Genomic DNA, 17,017 nt, shown 5'->3' on the forward strand with positions numbered 1-17,017 from the left:
TCGGCGCACAGGCGTACTCCGGTACGCCGAGCACCGAAAACGCCGAGATGGGCCCGTCTCCGAAGCGGGCGAGCGCCGCTCTAGGCTCGCTTCACGGCGAAGCCGGCGAACGCCTGCATGACGGGCATCAGCTCCAGCCGGTTCACGTTGACGTGCTCCGGGAGCGTCGCGCACCAGACCACGGCCTCGGCCACGTCCTCGGCCGAGAGCGGCTTCACCCCCTGGTACACGGAGGCGGCCCTCTCCTCGTCGCCCTTGAAGCGCACCACCGAGAACTCCGTCTCGGCCATGCCGGGCTCGATGTCGGTGACGCGCACCCGGCTGCCGAGGAGATCCGCGCGCAGGTTCAGCGAGAACTGCGCGACGAACGCCTTGCACGCGCCGTAGACGTTGCTCCCGGGATACGGCGTCTCGGCGGCCACCGAGCCGATGTTGATGATGTGCCCCCGGTCGCGCGCCACCATCCCGGGCAAGAGCGCCCGCGTGCAGTAGAGCAGCCCCTTGATGTTCGTGTCGACCATCTGCTCCCAGTCCTCGAGATCCGCCGCGTGCGCCGGCGAGAGGCCGAGCGCGCCGCCCGCGTTGTTGACCAGCACCGACACCTCGGACAGCTCCGGCGGGAGCTCCGCGATCGCCCGATCCACCGCGCCCCGATCCCGGACGTCCAGCCGGACGAGGTGGACCGCGGCCGCCCGCCCACCCCCGGACGACGAGCCCGCCCCGCCGCCCGTGAGCTCGGCCGCGAGCGCCTCCAGGCGCTCGTAACGGCGCGCCGCCAGGATCAGCCGAGCGCCCAGGCCCGCGAAGCGACGGGCGATCGCCGCGCCGAAGCCAGCGGAAGCGCCGGTGATGAAGACAACCGGAGTCGAATCGTTCAGGGCAGCGTGCATCATGTCCTGAGCGGACTTGTACCAGACCGGCGCAGATCCAGCGACATCCACCGCGCCCCGCGGCGCACGTCGGCCCTGCGCGAGCTCACCGGGCAGCCGTGGATTCGTCGTGGACGTGCCGCCGCGCCGCCTCGTGACAGCCGGGCTTCGGCCGCGCGGGAACGCCGCGAGTCGATTTGTGCAATCGACCCCGGCATCCAGGATGGTCGAGCGCGGTCGCCCCTTTACCCGGCCCCTCGGTGCCATTTACAGTCGGGCACCGTGGAGAGCGTGCCATCGAGGGGGTCTGTGCTGGGGCGTTACGCCATCGGACCGCGGGTGGCGCGCGGCGGGATGGGCGAGGTGTTCCGCGCGGCCGCGCTCGGGCCGGATGGCGAGGAGATCCCGGTCGCCATCAAGCGAATCGTCCCGATGCACGCCGGCAGCGACGATCTCAAGCAGCTCTTCATCGCCGAGGCGAGCATGATGACCCGCCTCAAGCACCCCAACATCGATGAGGTGCTCGACTTCGGCGTCGACGAGGCGGGCGACTTCTACCTCGTGCTCGAGCTCGTGTCCGGAACGGACCTCGGCCGGCTCTGCCGATGGATCTGGGCGCGCGGGGAGTCTGTCCCGGTGCCGGTCGCGCTCTTCGTCGCGTCCGAGGTGCTCAAGGGGCTCGGCTATGCGCACGAGCGCTCGGCCGCCGAGGGGCGGCTGATGGTGCACCGCGACGTGAGCCCGGGGAACGTGCTCATCTCGCTGGCCGGCGCGGTGAAGATCGCGGACTTCGGCGTGGCGATCGCCACGCGGGGCGAGGCGGGCGACGCGGCCAGGCGCGATCTCGTCGGAAAGCCGACCTACATGCCGCCCGAGCAGTTCGACGGGGAGCGGGTCGACGCCCGCGCCGACCTGTTCGCGCTCGGGGTGGTGCTCTTCCAGATGCTCACCGGCACGCGGCCGTTCTCCGGGACCAGCGCCGCCACGCGCATGGCCGCGGCGCGCGAGGGGCAGATGCTGCGGGCGAGCGAGCTGCGCCCCGAGGTGAGCCCCGCCCTCGAGGCGCTCCTCGCGCGCGCGCTCGCGCCCCGACGGGAGGACCGCTTCCCCGACGCGCGCGCCATGCTGGAGGCCATTGAGGCGCTCCGCGAGGCCGGCCACGAGATCGGCGCGCCGGAGGATCTCGCGGCGCTCGTGGGCGCGGCGCTGAAGGAGCCGTCCGAGCCGCGCCCGGCGGGCCACCCCGCGTCCGAGCGCCCGGACGGCGACGACGACCTGGAAGGGGGCGAGCTGGCGCGCGCCGACGAGGACAGCCCCTTCACCCTGCGCGTGACGCGGCGGCTCAGCGGTCCGTCGCAGGCGCTCGGCGGCGACGCCGAGCCGCTCGACGCGAACGGCGCGGCGCTGCCGGAGCCGTCGAGCGCCCCGCTGAGCGGCGGATTCCACGCGGTGGCGCCGGCCTCCGGCGACGAGAGCTCGCTCGATCCGCTCCTGGCCCCGTCCGTGAGGCCGGGGATCCCCTCGCAGCGGCCGCGGGACGAGCTCCGGCCGGCGTCGGTGCCGAGCGCGGCGCTCCCGGCGGCCGGGGCGACGCGGCAGCGCCTGCTCGCGGTGGCGATCGCCTGCGCCGCGCTGGCCGGGATCGCCGTCGCCAGCGTGCGCGTCGGCGAGGGCCGGCTGAGCGCGGCCGCGCAGCGCGCCGCGGCCGTGGCGCAGCCGCGGCTCGCCCCCGCGGTGCACGCGGCGCTCCTGCCCCTGCGAAGGGCGACGCCGCCGGCGAGCTCCACGGCCGAGGCAGCGCCCGCGGCGGGCGCCTCCACGGGCGCGACGCCCGCCGCGGGTGCGACGCCCGCCGCAGGCGCGACGCCCGCCGCAGGCGCGACGCCCGCCGCGGGCGCCCCCACGGACGCGACGCCCGCAGCCACCCTGCGCTGACCGCCCGCAGCCCGAGCCGCTTGCGGCGCTCAGCCGCTCGCCGACCGCCCGCAGCCCGAGCCGCTTGCGGCGCTCAGCCCGCTCGGCTAGCAGCGCGGCGTGCAACGTCATCGCGCCCTCCTCGCCTTCGCCCTCGCCGCGCTCACCGGGTGCGCCTCCGCGCCTCCTGCGGCACCGTCCGCTCCTCCCGCCGCGCCGGCCGCCTCGCCCGATGCGGCACCGACCGCGACGGCCCCCGCCCCGACCGACGCTGCCGCCTCCGCGCCGTCCCAGGTCACCTCGGTCGAGGTGCCCGCGGCCCTGCGCGCCGTCGTGGAGGCCGCCGACCGCGCGGACGCCGACAAGGCGCTCGACGCTGGCCGGAAGCCCGCGGAGACGCTCGCCTTCTTCGGCATCCAGCCGGGGATGAAGGTCGCGGAGCTCATGGCCGGGGGCGGGTACACGGCCGAGCTCCTGTCGCGGGCGGTCGGCCCGAGCGGGGCCGTCTACGGGCAGAACAACCGCTTCGTCCTCGAGCGCTTCGCCGAGAAGCCGTGGAGCGAGCGGCTCAAGAAGCCCGTGATGAAACCGGTGGTCCGGGTCGACCGCGAGCTCGACGACCCGTTGCCGCCCGAGGCGCGGGATCTCGACGCCGTGTTCCTCGTCCTCTTCTATCACGACGCCGTGTGGATGGAGGTGGACCGGGCCGCGATGAACCGCGCCATCTTCCGCGCGCTCAAGCCCGGCGGCGTGTACGCGATCATCGATCACGCGGGGCGCGACGCGACGGGCGTCACCGAGGTGAAGACGCTCCACCGGATCGAGGAGAAGGTCGTGCGGCAGGAGATCGAGCAGGCCGGCTTCCGGCTCGCGGCCGAGGCGAGCTTCCTCCGGACGCCCGGCGACACGCGCGACTGGAACGCCTCGCCCATGGTGGCGGGCGACAAGCGCGGCATGAGCGACCGCTTCGTCCTGAAGTTCGTCAAGCCCGGCGGCTGAGCCGCGGCGGACGGCGGGTCAGCCCGGTCCGCGGCTCGGGAGCGGCGGGCATCACGGCAGGGAGCGCGCGGCTCGGGCGGCGCTCACCTGTCGGAGCGGACGCAGCGCGTGAGCCGCCGATCGCGGACCGAGTGGTCCTGCGATGTGCCGTTCGTGAAGTTGACGAGGATCGCCTTGTCGGCGCTGCCGATGGCGGGCGTCGACGACCAGAAGACGTCGGACGGCGCCCCCGGGAAGGCCTCCGGGTCGATCGCCGGCCCGGTACGTCGATCGTCGACGATCGAGAGCAGCTCCTTCGCGCTCGGCAGCCGCCAGTCGCCCTTGCCGGCCAGCGTGAGCTCCTCGCAGTGGGCGAGCGCGCCGTTCCAGATGAAGCGGGTCAGGGAGGCGTGGCGCTGCCAGACGAGCCCCGTCCGCCCATCGAGCACCCACTCCTCGCCGAACGACAGATCGGGCGGCTCCATCCCGCCCTCGCCCCCGACGCACAGCGCTCGCGCGCCGGACATGTCCTTCTGGAAGAACCCCACGGACGCGTCGGCGGCGAGCACGCCCCACGCGAAGCTGTCGTCGTCGGCGACGTCGGTCGCGGACCAGTAGAAGCTGTCCTGGGTGCTCGTGAAGAAGATGTCCGGAAACGCCGTGGCGTGGCCGAAATCCAGGATGGAGACGAGCTCGCGCCGCGTTGGCAGGCGCCACTTCGCGATGCCGCCGACCTGATCGGCGCTGAGCGTCTCGCAGTGCTGGAGCGCGCCCTGCAGCGTGAACGTCCCGCTCTCCGTCACCTTTTCCCACGTGAGCCCGGTCACCGAGTCGTTCACGGTGCCGTCGTCTTCTGTGTAGGAGGGAACGGCGATCTCGTAGTTGCCGTCCTGTCCGAAGAAGGGCTCCGACGGTGCCGGGCACGCCTCGAGCACGGTCGTTCCGTCGGAGCAGCGTCTCGTCGGCGAGTCCGGCCACGTCACCTCGACGATGGGCGGCCCTCCGCCGGTCCCTCCCCCGGCGCCGCCGCCGCCCATCGGCTCGCTCCCGCCGCCGCCCATCGGCTCGCTCCCGCCGCTTCCGCCGGTCCCTCCTCCGGTCCCGGAGCCGTAACCGATCTGAAAGGGCTCTCCAACGCAGCCGGCGAGCGCGACGAGCTCCACGAGCAGCGCGGCCAGCAGCCGGAGGGAGCGATGGGCGTGAGGGGTCTCGTTCGGCATGGGCGAGCGGCGGCGTCCGGGAGGGATCCGGGCCTGCAGCCTACCATTCACCGGGGCGCAGAGGTCGATTTCCTCGCAGGCGAGCCCGCGCCGCAGGGCCTCATCGGCGGCCCGCGCGCCGCGCTTTCATCGCGAATTTCCCCTGCACCGCGAGCCCACGCGCGTTCGCGGCGCCCCTGCCGCGCGCTTCCCCACAGGCCTTCGCCGCGCTCCCCCACGCGCCGCCACCGCGCTCTTGCCGCTCGCCGAGCTCTTGCCGCTCGCCGCGCGCTCTTGTCACGCGTCGCATGCTTTCGCCGCGCGCCGCACGCTTTCGCCGCGCGCTCCGTCCGCCCGGAACCGGCAGCCGCGAAAACCGGAGCGAGCATGAAATAAACAGGAGGCTGCGGCGAACAGTGGGTATGAGCACACGCACCTCCCTTTTGTTCGCGGTCGCGCTCACGGGCAGCCAGCTCGTGGGCTGTAGCGACGGCGCGACAAGCTCGGTCGGGGATCGGGTCGCTCGAGGGGCAGCGGCCTGCCTCCCGGGCGAATCGATCGAGCGGGCCGAGACGAAGGTTTACACGTTCTTCGGCAGCGCCGGCGCGCAGAGCCGGGTCGAGCGGGCGATCCGGCCGGATGGATCGGAGACGCTCTCGAGCGAGACCCGCCTGACGCCCGCCGACGCCGGCCACGGGCCCGCGGCGGGGGGCGCGCTCCCGGCCGGCGGCGTTCTCCGCGAGTATGCCGAGCTCGACCCCTCGGGCCGCCTCGTCTATGCCGACGTCTCCCTCGGCGACGCCGCCGGCGTGGTGAAGCGGATGATCCTCGATCCGCAGCACGGCGCAGCGCTGCTCCGCCGGGCCGGCCGCGCGTCCGGCTTCGTCCGGATCCCGACCGGAGAGGCCACCATCTATGCGCCGGTGGGCTCGATCGTGACGCCGGTCGCGGCGTGGGTCGCCCGGCGCGCGGCGCTCGCGGCGCCGAGCGTCCGCATGTTCGACGAGGGGACCGCCGAGAGCCACGCCGTCCTGAGCGATCAGCTGGTCATCGAGGACGGCCACGACACGTTCGTGGTGCTCGGCGACGCGGCGCTGTCGGCAGATGACGAGTTCATCACCTCCCTCCCGCTCGGCGCCGCCGCGTCGGCGACGGCCTGCGAGGCGGGGGGGAGCGCCGCCGCCGCTCCCTGGCGCTCCGGGTGAGCCCGCCCGCGGGCGATCCGGGGCCGCGCTCGCGCCGCGATCGCGGAAGACACCGAGGACGAGCGCCCGCTGTCCTCGGTGTCTCTCCGCGAGACGGATCGCCGTTACCTCCCGGATCCTCTCCGCCGCTTCACGGGGTCGTGTAGTCGACGTTCACCGTGTACGTGCTGTCCGAGTATCCCTGCACGAGGAGGAAGGCCTCCGACGCGCCGTCGGGGACCGTCAGCTCGCACGTCTCGTCCGCGCCGTCGAGGTAAGGGCGGCAGTCGTAGGCGCTCAGCGTCGGCTGCTCGCCGAACCGCACGTAGAGATCGGGATCCCCGGTGCCGCTCATCACGGCCCGGAAGGTCGTGCCCGGGACGACCGCGATCGGCCCGTGGGATGCCGTCTCGCGCCGCGAGATGCTGCCCTCGAAGCTCGTGGACGTCTCGGTGCCGCCGCCTTCCGGCGCGTCCGGCGCCCCCGGCGCGGAGTAGCTCACCTCGATCTGGTAGTTCGCCGCCGTGTAGCCGTGCACCTTGATGAAGGCCCTCGTCTCGCCTTCCGGCACCTCGAGCGTGCAGGTCTCGTTCGCGTCGCTGAGGTACGGCCGGCAATCGAACGAGCGCGCCGTCGGCGCGTCGCCGAATTTCACGTAGAGATCGGGGTCTCCGGTCCCGGTCATGGCCACGGTGAGGGTCGTCCCGGGCACGACCTCGATCCCGTCGGCGGGCCCGACCGCGTCGAACGCGCCTCGGGCGACGCGGCCGCTGAACGTCTCGCTGGTCGGCACCCCGCCGCCACCGCCGCCGCCGCCGCCGCCGCCGCCACCGCCGCCGCCGCCGCCACCGCCTCCGCCGCCTCCTTCGGGAGCGCCGTAGAGCGATTGAACGCCTGCGATGTCCTTCGCCGTGAGGTTGAGCGTCCTGTCGCCGGTGCCGTTGCACTGGGGATAGTGCATGACGGACGCTCCGTCGTACGAGGTGAGGGCGCGCCAGTTGTTGTCCTCGAAGCAGGCGCCGGACTCAGGACGGGTGTGCTCGTGGCGGAAGCCGAGGGTGTGACCCAGCTCGTGGCGGAGGATGCCCGTGAGATCGGGCTGGGCGCTGTTGTGAGCGGTCCTGTCGATCAGGACGTTCCGCGACGACCGCGACTGGCCGGGGAAGAAGGCGCGCGCCAGGTACTGGCCGCCCGCGTTCACGGGGTTCACGTCGAACAGGACGCTGCTGGTGCTCGACGTGCAGTTCGAGTCGGCAGACTCCACGTGGATGAAGTCGACGTCCGCGACCTCCTCCCACGCCTCCACGGCCGACGCCATCGCGGCGACGACGGACTCGTAGTTGCCCCCGAATCTCGTGCTCACGCAGTAGGTGAGATTGCGCCGCTGCTCCGTCGTCCAGACAATATCGCTGCCCCCGGACTGGTTGACGATCAGCGCACCATCGCGCACATGCGTCTCCCAGAACTCGCGCAGATGCTTGATATCTACGACAGGCGTGTCCCCGTTAACAATGTAGATGCCAGTGTCAGCCTCGCGGAAGACGGTCCGCTCGAAGTCGTCAAATCCCAACTGATTGGTGCCGACTGCCTCGGTGCTACCGTCGCCGACGTCTGCCGAGCAACCGGCCGCAGCAGCGGTCAAACCAGCGATCACCACGGCGAGCTTACGGGTGACCACATTGCTCTGGTGCGGCTTTGCAGGATGCATTTGAAGCTCCTTTCGGGGAGGCGAATCACGCTGTCCACGCGAACTCGATGAGACCCAAATGCCTTAACCCGATTTGACCCGCAGTCGGATAGCCAAATCTGACCGTCGTTCAGAAAAAGGGTTCCGGATTGTAAAAAATTTCGAAAGGAGCGTACTGAGTTCCCCCGTCACAAGAAAATTCTTGTGGCACGCGACTAGCTCAGATCGTCCTGAACCGACACACTGGAAAATCACACCTCTTGAGTTCAGGCGACGCGCACTTGCACCTCGACAAGCATCGGGATTTTCCTGCCTTCGTTGCGCAGATGAAAGCCACGGAGCGCACGCTTGCAACGCGGCGCCTGCAGCGCGCGCGGCGCGATGCGCGTGGGCGCGAGAGCGGCGCGCGGCCTACGCCGCGGCAGCGATGCGCGCGGTAGCGATGCGCGCGGCTGCGATAGCGATCGCGCGGCTGCGATGCGCGGTGCGCGCGGCAGCGGCGCGCGTGCGCGAGGAGGCCAGCGGCTACCGCAGGGGCGCGGCCGGCGAGATCGCGCCTCGCTGCAGCGTCGACGCAGCACGCCGGAGCGCCGCGCTCGGAGGCGCCGACCGAGATGACCCGCGTTCAGATGGCGGTCGCTTGCCGGTGCTCGTCACAGGATCGCGCGCAGCGCCGCGCCGCCTCGAGCGTCGCGATCGCCTCGACGACGCGCTCGCCGTCGCTCAAGGCGATGCCCTCGCCGTCGCTCGAGGCGATGCCCTCGCCGTCGCTCAAGGCGATGCCCTCGCCGTCGCTCGAGGAAGCGCCGCCGCTGCAGATCGAGGAGCGGCCGTCGGAGAGGACCGCTGGAGGGATGAGGAACGAGCGTCGCGCGCGACCGCCGCCGCCCGCGGCGCGCATGCGATCGACGCGGATCGGGATCGAGCGCCGCGATCGCGCCGCGCGGGCGCTCACCCCCGCGCGGAGAGGATCCGGCTGAACGCCTCGCCCACGGCGCGCGCGAGCTCGACCATCCGGCGCGACCCGCTCGCGGTGTCGATGATCCGGTCGGCGACCAGGATCATCGCGGGCCGGCCGACGACCTGCACGGCGACCGCGGCGACGTCGAGGCTCGGGTTGACCATGACGTCGAGCAGCGGCGCGTGCGTGGGCGTGCCGGGGATCGGCCCGACGTAGAGGTGCGTCGCCACGGCGGTGGCGAGGATGCTCGGCTGATCCATCGGCAAGGTGAGCTTCCGCAACGCCTCCTGATCGCCGAACTCCGCGTTGCAGGCGAACCCCCGGAAGACCCCGCGGTGCGCGGCGAAGATCGCGACGCGACGCGCGAACAGGCGCAGGCCCCGCAGCGCGAGCCGGACGACATCGTCCCGCGTGCGCGCGAGGTAGAGCGCGTCGATGACGTCGCTCAGATCGACGAACGGCTGCGGCGGCGGGTCGTCGTCGAGGGGATCGATGAGCTCCTCGGGCGCGGGTGGCAGCGCCGGGAGCCGCCCGGAGCGCAGGCTCGACGGCGACGCGGCGCCCTCGGGACGACCCCCGCCGCGCAGCAGCGGCGGGACCTCCGCGTCCACGGCGCTCCGGCGCGACGCGGGGGCGACCCCGGAGGGCGCGCCGGCGCTCCGGCGCGACGCGGGGGCGACCCCGGAGGGCGCGTCGAGCGGCAGCCGGCCGAGCCGCCGCGTCGAGGGGGCCGGCTCGCGCCCGCCGCTGTCCGGGCCGCGGTCGGGAGCGGGCGAGCCCTGGGGCATGATCGAGGCGAGCAGCTTGAACGGCGGGGAGATCTCCACGGGCGGAGACGGCGGGAACGAGACGGCCGGCGGCTCCACGTCCGCCGGCGCGCGCAGGGTGGCCCGACGCGCGCCCGCGCCGCGCGCGGCCTCCAGCGGGCCGCGCGCGCTCGCGGGAGAGCCGCGCGCGCCGGGCGCCGCCTTGGCGTGGCGGAGCGGCAGGATCGGCTCCTCCTGCGACGACGGCGCCTCGGCGAGCAGCACGTGACCGTTGTGCGCGGGGACGCGGCGGCCTGATTTGCCGCTGGGCGGCTCGTGGAGACCCGGCTCGTCGAACGAGGGCACCGCGGCGCGCCGGATGAGCGGGATGGGCACCTCGTAGGACGGCGGCGGCGGGATGGTCGACTGGGGCGCGCCGTGCGGGAACGCCGGGGTGGCGCGGCGCGAGCGGGCGGGGACCTGCTCGCGCTCGTCGAGCTCCAGGGCGCGGATGGCCTCCTCGATCGCCGTGATCGGCGCGCGGTAGATGCGCACCGGCGCGCCGAGGTGGAAGCTGAACTCGTCGGCGATGTGGCGGTCGAGCGGATCGGCGGCGGCGACGTCGACGGTGCCGGCGCCGGGATCGAGGCGGATCGGGACGGCGCCGAGGCGGCGGCACATGGCGCGCGGCAGGCGCGCGACGAGATCGCGGGCGCCGACGACCTGCCGGAGCGCGAGGCCGCCGCGGCGCTCGAGCTCCGCCTCCAGGGCGCGCTCGCTGATGGCGGCGCGGTCGATGAGGGCGCGGGGGAACGAGATGCCCCGCAGGACCGCCACGAAGAGGGCGGCTTCGACCTCAGCCTTGGAGACGGCGCCGGCGGCGATGAGGAGGCGGCCCAGGTCTAGCGACACTCGCTGCACGATACCAGAAAGGGCGGAGCCAGCGTGCAGCGCCCCGCACGCGGCCACGACGGACGCCGGGACCTTCGCGCGAGCGGCGCGCCGGATCTCCCTATAAGGAGACGCGGGCGGCGCGGGCGCGGAGGCGGCGCTCGGTGGGCGCAGGTGCGCCGGCAGCGCGGCGCCGAGCGCCGGGCGAGCTCACCCGATCAGGCGAGGCGCCCCGCGGAGGAGCGCTGCTGTCCGAGGACGACACGAGGCCTGGAGAGCGCCAGAAGACCCCGAGTCGTCAGCGGGAGAACTGAAAGACAACCTCGCTCTGCCGCACGAGACCCAGGTTGTCGCGCGCGATCCTCTCCACGGCGGTCGGGTCGTCGCGCAGGCGCGCCACCTTGCCGCGGAGCGCCTCGATTTGCCGCCCGAGCTCGGCGTTCTCCTCCTCGACGTCGGCGAGCTCTCTCTCGAGCTCCCGGAGGCGAGGCAGGCCCTGAGGCGAGAAGATCATGACCGGAGCGCCCACGACCGCCACGACGAGCACCGCGATGGGGAGGGTCCGCTCGAGGAACTGCGCTATTCGACGCACGGACATCCGCTCGCACATCACCCGCGCTCCTGTCAACTTTCCTCCAGGATTCCTGCAACTCCGCGCTAACTTCCACCCGGTTTCGACGCGGCAATCAGGGTGAAGCCCAGCCGCGCGCGGGCGGCCGCGCCCGCGTCGAGCGCCGCCCTGGGCGATGCCGGCACCGGCGAGCGTCGGATGTCGCATGGCGCCGCAAGCTTCGCTAGCATGACGCACGCCCCGCCGTGCGGCAGGCCCGCTGCGCGCGCCGCCACGAGGGCTCGGCCCGAGGAGACCCATGTCCATTGATATCGTCCGAGGCGAGCTCGAGCGCCTCTTTTCGCTCGATGAAATGATGGCCCTGTCGTCCGACCTCCTCGGTTTCAGCCCGGCCGAGATCGGCGGCAACGCCTCCAAGGCCTCCTTCGCGCGCGCGCTCACGGACCATTGCGTCGAGGTCGACGCCATCGAGGCGCTGATCGACGCCGTCATCGCCTCACGCGCCGAGGTCGACGCGCGCGTCCGCGCCCTCGGCTCCCAGGGGATCAGCCTGCCCGAGGAGCTCGCGCCCGGCGAGGCGTTCGGCGACTACATCATCACGAGAAAAATCGGCGAGGGGCCGCGAGGCCTGGTCTACGCGGCGACGCGGGGGACCGAGCCGCGGACGCTGAAGGTGCTCCGGCGCGAGGTGACGCGCGACGGCCGGGCGGTGCGCCGGTTCTTGACCCACGTCCGCCTCGCCGCGCAGGTGCACCACGAGAGCCTGGCCAGCGGCGTCGAGGCCGGGCTCGTGGGCGGCCGGGCGTTCGTCGCCTACACGCACGTCGACGGGCTCCCGCTGTCGGCGCGCCTCGCGCGATCGGGGCCGCTCCACATCAACGAGGCAAAGCCGCTGCTCCGCGGGATCCTGGGCGGGCTCGCCGCGCTCCACGAGCAGCGCGTCGTCCACGGGGCGCTCAAGCTGGAGAACGTGCTCGTCGCCCGCGGCGACGAGGGGCAGCCGCTCCCCGTCCTCATCGACGTGGGCGGCGACCGGCTCGGCGCCGGGTGGTCCAGCCCGGAGCTCGTCAAGACGTCCAGCCCCGAGCAGCTGCGCGGCGAGGGCGTCGGCCCCGCGAGCGATCTCTACGCCTTCGGCGCGCTGCTCTTCGAGCTCCTCACGGGCAAGCGCGTGTTCTCGGGCGCGGCCGCGGTCGACGTGGCCGTCGCGCACCTCACCGAGCCGCCGCCCGCGCCGAGCGCGGTCGCGCCGCGCGGGTGGGTGGGCAAGGACATCGACGAGCTCGCGGCGCACCTGCTCGCGAAGGCGCAGGACGACCGGCCGCGGAGCGCGCGCGCGGCGCTCGACGCGGTCGAGCCGCTCGGCAAGCCGCAGCAGAAGGGGGCGGCGATCGGCGACGCCGAGCTGAACGACCTCATCGGCCGGCTCGTCGCGAGCCCGACCGACGCCGACCTGGCGCTCGCCGTCGAGGCGACCGTCGACCGGGGGGCAGACCCGGGGCGGGTCGCCGAGGCGCTCGTGACGGCCTCCGAGCAGGTCGACGCGGCCGCGGGCGGCGACCAGGCGGCGGCGAAGCGGCTCCTCTACTACCGGGCGGCCCGGATCTACGAGAAGGGGCGGCTCCACGACAAGGCGGAGGCCGTCTACCTGCGCCTCCTCGAGCTCGACCCGGGCGACGACATCGCCTTCAGCGCGCTCGAGGAGCTCCGCAAGGCGCTCGGCAAGCACGAGGAGCTCGTGGAGATGCTCCTCCAGCGGAGCGAGCGCGCCGAGAGCGCGGGGGAGCGCGCCCGGGCGCTGAACGAGATCGGGCACCTCTACGCGCGGGAGCTCGACGACAAGGACCAGGGGGTGTTCGCGTTCGCCCAGGCGCTCGCCCAGGATCCGGAGCAGGACGCGTACGCCGTCGACCTGGAGCGCGCGGCCGGCAACGACATGAAGGTCTGGTCCGAGGCGCTCCAGATCCTGAGCCAGGCGAGCACCGACGAGGCGATGGCCGCCGAGCCGAAGATCGCGCTCTTCAACCGGCTCGGGCCCTGGTACGCGGAGAAGATCGCGCGGGCGGACCTCGGGATCCCGTGCTTCCAGTTCGTGCTCGGGCTCGATCCGGCGAACGAGAAGGCGCTGGAGGGGCTGGCGCAGGTCTACCGCCGCGCCCAGCAGTGGCAGGAGCTCGTCCAGGTGCTGCTCTCGCGCGCCGATCGCGCCCCGACCCCCGGCGAGGCGCGCGATCTCCGCGCCGCGGCGGCCGAGCTCCTCGAGACGAAGCTGAACGACGCGGGCCGCGCGCGCGATCTCTACGAGCAGATCTTCGCCGAGGACCCCGGCCACACCAAGGCGTGCGACGCGCTGCTCCGGATTTACCGGCGCGTCGAGGACCACGCCGGCTACGCCAAGATCCTCGAGCGGCGCGCGGAGGCGCTGCGGGGCGAGGAGCGCGTCGACACGATGTGCAGGCTCGCCGAGCTCTACGAGGACCGGCTCGGCGACCTCGGTGAGGCGACGCGCCGCTACGAGGCGGCGCTGGAGCTCGATCCGACCAGCCTGAACGCCCTGCGCGGGCTCGACCGCATCTACAGCCGCGCCGGGCGCTACCAGGAGCTGCTCCAGAACCTGGAGCGGCAGATCGAGGTGAGCGCGACGCCGCGCCAGAAGATCAACCTCTACGAGCGGATCGCCGGCATCCACGACGAGGAGTTCCTCGACCACGCGAAGGCGGCCGAGGCCCTCGAGGCGATCCTCAGGATCGACGGCGCGCACGAGGGCTCGCTGGCCGCGCTCGGGCGGCACTACCGCGCCCTCGAGCGGTGGGAGGACGTGGTCGCCCTCTACGAGCGGCAGCTCGGCATCGTGCCCGACGACAAGCGGCGGGAGGAGCTCCTGCTCGCCGTGGGGCGCGTGCTGCTCGAGCAGGTCGGCTCGCCCGAGCGCGCCCGCAAGGCCTACGAGCGGGTGCTCGCGATCGACCCGCACCACGCCGGGGCGCTCGAGTCGCTGGCGCACGTGCGGGCCGCGACCGGCGACGCCGCGGCGGCGCTGAGCGCGATCGAGTCGCTCGCGGCGACCGCCAAGACCGCGGAGAGCAGGGCCGATCTCTGGATCCGCGCGGCGAAGATGCTCGAGGAGAAGGGCGATCGCGACGGGGCGATCGAGCGGTACAAGATGGCCCTCGACGCGCAGCCGCAGAACGCGGGCGCGTCGTCGGCGCTGCGCGCGGCCTACCTCGCCCGGGGCGACGCGACGAGCGCCGTCGAGCTCATCGCGCGCGAGGCCGAGGTCGCCGAGGGCAACCTCACGAAGGCCCGCCTCTACGGCGAGATGGCCCTCTTGCTGCGGGAGCGCCTCAAGGACGACGCGCGCGCCGCCGAGGCGGCCACGAGGGCGGTCGACCTCGATCCGACGAGCGCGCCGGGGCTCATGATCTCGGGCGATCTCGCGTTCGAGGCCGGCCGGTTCCTCGAGGCGGCGCGGCACTACGAGCTGCTCTCGAGCCGGGTCGACGCCCTGCCGAGGGAGCAGGGGCTCAAGCTGCTCTTCCGCTACGTCGACGCGCTCAGCAAGAGCGGCTCGAGCGGCAAGGCGATCGGCACCGTGCAGGCGCTGCTCGCGCTCGCGCCGGACGATCCGGCGGCGCTGTCGCGCGCCGCGAAGGTCAACCTCGACGCGGGCAGGGCCAAGGAGGCCGCGGAGCTCTACGAGCGCCTCGTCGCGCGCTTCGGCGCCGGCCTGCCGGAGCGGGAGCGGGCCGAGGCGCTCCTCCGGCTCGGCGAGGCGCGGCTCGCGGCCGGCGACCCGGACGGCGCGGTGGCGCCGCTGAACGACGCCGCGGATCTCGCCCCGGAGTCCCCCGCCCCGCTCGCCCTGCTCTCCCGGGTGTTCGAGGCCAAGGGGGACTGGGAAGAGGTCGCGCGCCTCAAGCACCGGCGGCTCGACGTGGTGACCGGCGAGGAGCGGAGCGCGCTTCTGCTCGAGATCGGCGACCTGCTCGCGACGCACCTCCACGACCGGACGCGCGCGGCGAAGAGCTACGTGGCCGCGCTCGACGAGCGGCCGGACGACCGGAAGATCCTCACCAAGCTGATGCAGCTCTACAGCGAGGAGAAGGACTGGTCGAAGCTCATCGACATCGTCCTCAAGCTCGCCGCGAAGATCGACGACAGCCGGCAGAAGGCGAAGTACCTGCACACCGCGGCGATCGTGAGCGCGCGGCAGCTCGGCGATCTCGACCGGGCCGCCCAGTTCTACGACGAGGTGCTGGAGCTCGATCCGTCCCTCACCCGGGCGCTCGCCGAGGCGATCGAGCTGCGCGCCGAGAAGGGCGACCACGAGGAGGTGGAGCGCCTGCTCAAGGTCGAGCTCGACCGGGCGACGGAGGAGAACGACACCGCGAAGATGCTCGAGACGTTCGACCGGCTGGGCGCCCTCTACAAGGACAAGCTCGGCTGGATGAGCGAGGCGATCGACGCCTACGAGGCGGCGCAGACGCTCGATCCGGACAGCGAGGAGCGCAACGAGCTCCTGGCGAACCTCTACGCGAGCAACCCGGCGGAGTACCTGGACAAGGCGGTGGCCGCGCAGCTCCCGATCCTGCGGCGCTCCCCCTACAAGCCGGACGCTTACCGGCTGCTGCGGAAGATGTACACCGAGACCAAGCGGGCCGACGCCGCCTTCTGCCTCTGCCAGGCGCTCTGCTGCCTGAACGCGGCCGAGCCGGACGAGGAGCGCTTCTTCCGGCGGCTGCGCCCGGACACGGCCGCGGCCGCGCAGCAGCCGCTCGACGACGAGGCGTGGGCGACCGCGCTCGTCCACCCGGACGCGGATCCGCTCCTGACCGCCATCTTCGGCGTGATCGAGCCGGCCGTGCTGCGGAAGAACGGGCAGCCGCTGGAGGAGCTCGGCTACCAGCTCGCCTACCAGATCGACCTCTCGCGCCACCCTTACCCGATGTCGCAGACGCTCTACTACGCGGCGGGCGTCCTCGGCCTCGAGCCGCCGGTCACGTTCCAGAACCCGAACGACGGCGGCGGCGTCTCGTTCCTCCACGCGCACGTGCCGGCGATCGTGCTCGGCGCCGCGGCGCTCCAGATGGATCTGCCGACCCAGGCGGCCGCGTTCATCGCGGCGCGCCACCTCACCTACTACCGGCCGGGCATGTACCTCCGCCACCTGGTGCCGACGGGCACCGGCCTGCGCGCCTGGCTGTTCGCGGCGATCAAGCTGATCTCGCCCACGTTCCCGATCACGAAGGAGCTGGAGGGGCCGGTGAAGGAGAACCTGTCGGTCCTGGATCCCACCATCGTGGGGCCGGCGCGCGATCAGCTGGCGAGCATCGTGACCAAGCTCCTCCAGGCCGGCGCGATCGACCTGAAGCGCTGGGTCTCCGGCGTCGACCTGACGGCCGATCGAGCCGGGTTCCTCCTCGCCAACGACCTCGAGCTGGCGCAGGAGATGATCAAGGCGGCCGACGAGGCGAGCGCCGCTGTGCCCCAGAAAGAGCGGCTCAAGGAGCTCATGCTCTACGCGGTCGGCGAGGAGTACTTCGCCATCCGAAAGCGGCTCGGGATCAACGTCGACAGCTGAGCGCCGAGGAGCGCTCTCGCTCGATACGCGGGGCGACCCCGCCCACCGCGAGCGCCGCCCGGCCCGCGCCCACCGCGGGCGCTGCCTGGCAGAGCGGCCGAGCTGGATCGCCGGCGATCCAGCCCGCGCATGTCGGATCCGGCCCACTTCTGCACCGGACTGGTTGACGGATAAATCCTCAAATTGCTAGGCTGCTGGCCGGCATTAGGCCCCTTTTGGATGTATGTTAGCTCGCCGCACCGTGGCAGCGGGCAGCCTGAGCGATCGTGTGAAAGCACGCCCATGGCGGCAAAGAAGACCCGAAAAACTTCAAAAAAAGACCGGAAGAGAGCGACCAAGGCCAGCGCGGCGAGCTCGAGGCGAGCCGCGTCTTCGGCGCGGACGCGGAAGGCGAAGCCCGCCGCCCGTTCAGCCGCTCGAAAGCCTAAACGAAAGG

General features: G+C 73.0%; 10 protein-coding genes. 4 read left to right on the forward strand and 6 right to left on the reverse strand.

Going from position 1 to position 17,017, the window contains the following annotated elements; translation table 11 throughout:
* Nucleotides 1-80: 80 nt before the first annotated feature.
* Entirely contained in the window at nt 81-893 is an 813-nt protein-coding gene (locus NQZ70_RS24305) for an SDR family oxidoreductase (RefSeq protein WP_129576325.1), read from the reverse strand.
* 285 nt (nt 894-1,178) lie between these two features.
* Between NQZ70_RS24305 and NQZ70_RS24310 the strand changes: the two genes are divergently transcribed.
* Nucleotides 1,179-2,804, forward strand: coding sequence for a serine/threonine-protein kinase (locus NQZ70_RS24310; RefSeq protein WP_129576326.1), 1,626 nt, complete (start codon nt 1,179-1,181; stop codon nt 2,802-2,804).
* Between the two features lie 99 nt (nt 2,805-2,903).
* On the forward strand, nt 2,904-3,782 hold the full coding sequence (locus NQZ70_RS24315; protein ID WP_165374134.1) for a class I SAM-dependent methyltransferase: 879 nt from the start codon (nt 2,904-2,906) through the stop codon (nt 3,780-3,782).
* 83 nt (nt 3,783-3,865) lie between these two features.
* Here NQZ70_RS24315 and NQZ70_RS24320 read toward each other — a convergent pair whose 3' ends face one another.
* Nucleotides 3,866-4,981 (reverse strand): DUF1566 domain-containing protein, encoded by a 1,116-nt coding sequence (locus NQZ70_RS24320; RefSeq protein WP_129576327.1) that lies wholly within the window; start codon nt 4,979-4,981, stop codon nt 3,866-3,868.
* Nucleotides 4,982-5,382: 401 nt separating this feature from the next.
* Here NQZ70_RS24320 and NQZ70_RS24325 point away from each other — a divergent pair, with 401 nt between their 5' ends.
* On the forward strand, nt 5,383-6,165 hold the full coding sequence (locus NQZ70_RS24325; RefSeq protein ID WP_129576328.1) for a hypothetical protein: 783 nt from the start codon (nt 5,383-5,385) through the stop codon (nt 6,163-6,165).
* A 130-nt stretch (nt 6,166-6,295) separates the two neighbouring features.
* Here the strand turns inward: NQZ70_RS24325 and NQZ70_RS24330 are convergent, their stop codons facing one another.
* The 4 genes from NQZ70_RS24330 to NQZ70_RS24345 form a co-directional block, all read right to left on the reverse strand.
* Complete coding sequence (locus NQZ70_RS24330; protein WP_129576329.1) at nt 6,296-7,852, reverse strand: pre-peptidase C-terminal domain-containing protein; 1,557 nt, start codon at nt 7,850-7,852, stop codon at nt 6,296-6,298.
* 604 nt (nt 7,853-8,456) lie between these two features.
* Nucleotides 8,457-8,786 carry a hypothetical protein gene (locus tag NQZ70_RS24335; protein ID WP_129576330.1) on the reverse strand — a complete coding sequence of 110 codons (330 nt, stop codon included), beginning with the start codon at nt 8,784-8,786 and terminating at the stop codon, nt 8,457-8,459.
* Nucleotides 8,783-10,450 (reverse strand): hypothetical protein, encoded by a 1,668-nt coding sequence (locus NQZ70_RS24340; protein WP_165374135.1) that lies wholly within the window; start codon nt 10,448-10,450, stop codon nt 8,783-8,785. The genes NQZ70_RS24335 and NQZ70_RS24340 overlap by 4 nt, the downstream gene beginning before the upstream one ends.
* Nucleotides 10,451-10,727: 277 nt before the next feature.
* Nucleotides 10,728-11,027, reverse strand: a complete 300-nt coding sequence (locus NQZ70_RS24345) for a septum formation initiator family protein (protein WP_061625815.1) — start codon at nt 11,025-11,027, stop codon at nt 10,728-10,730.
* Nucleotides 11,028-11,298: 271 nt separating this feature from the next.
* Here NQZ70_RS24345 and NQZ70_RS24350 point away from each other — a divergent pair, with 271 nt between their 5' ends.
* The gene (locus NQZ70_RS24350; protein ID WP_129576332.1) at nt 11,299-16,581 is read left to right on the forward strand and encodes a serine/threonine-protein kinase; all 5,283 of its coding nucleotides are present in this window, start codon (nt 11,299-11,301) and stop codon (nt 16,579-16,581) included.
* The last annotated feature ends 436 nt before the right edge of the window (nt 16,582-17,017 follow it).

This window comes from Sorangium sp. So ce836 (assembly GCF_028553905.1).
Taxonomy (GTDB): domain Bacteria; phylum Myxococcota_A; class Polyangia; order Polyangiales; family Polyangiaceae; genus Sorangium; species Sorangium cellulosum_D.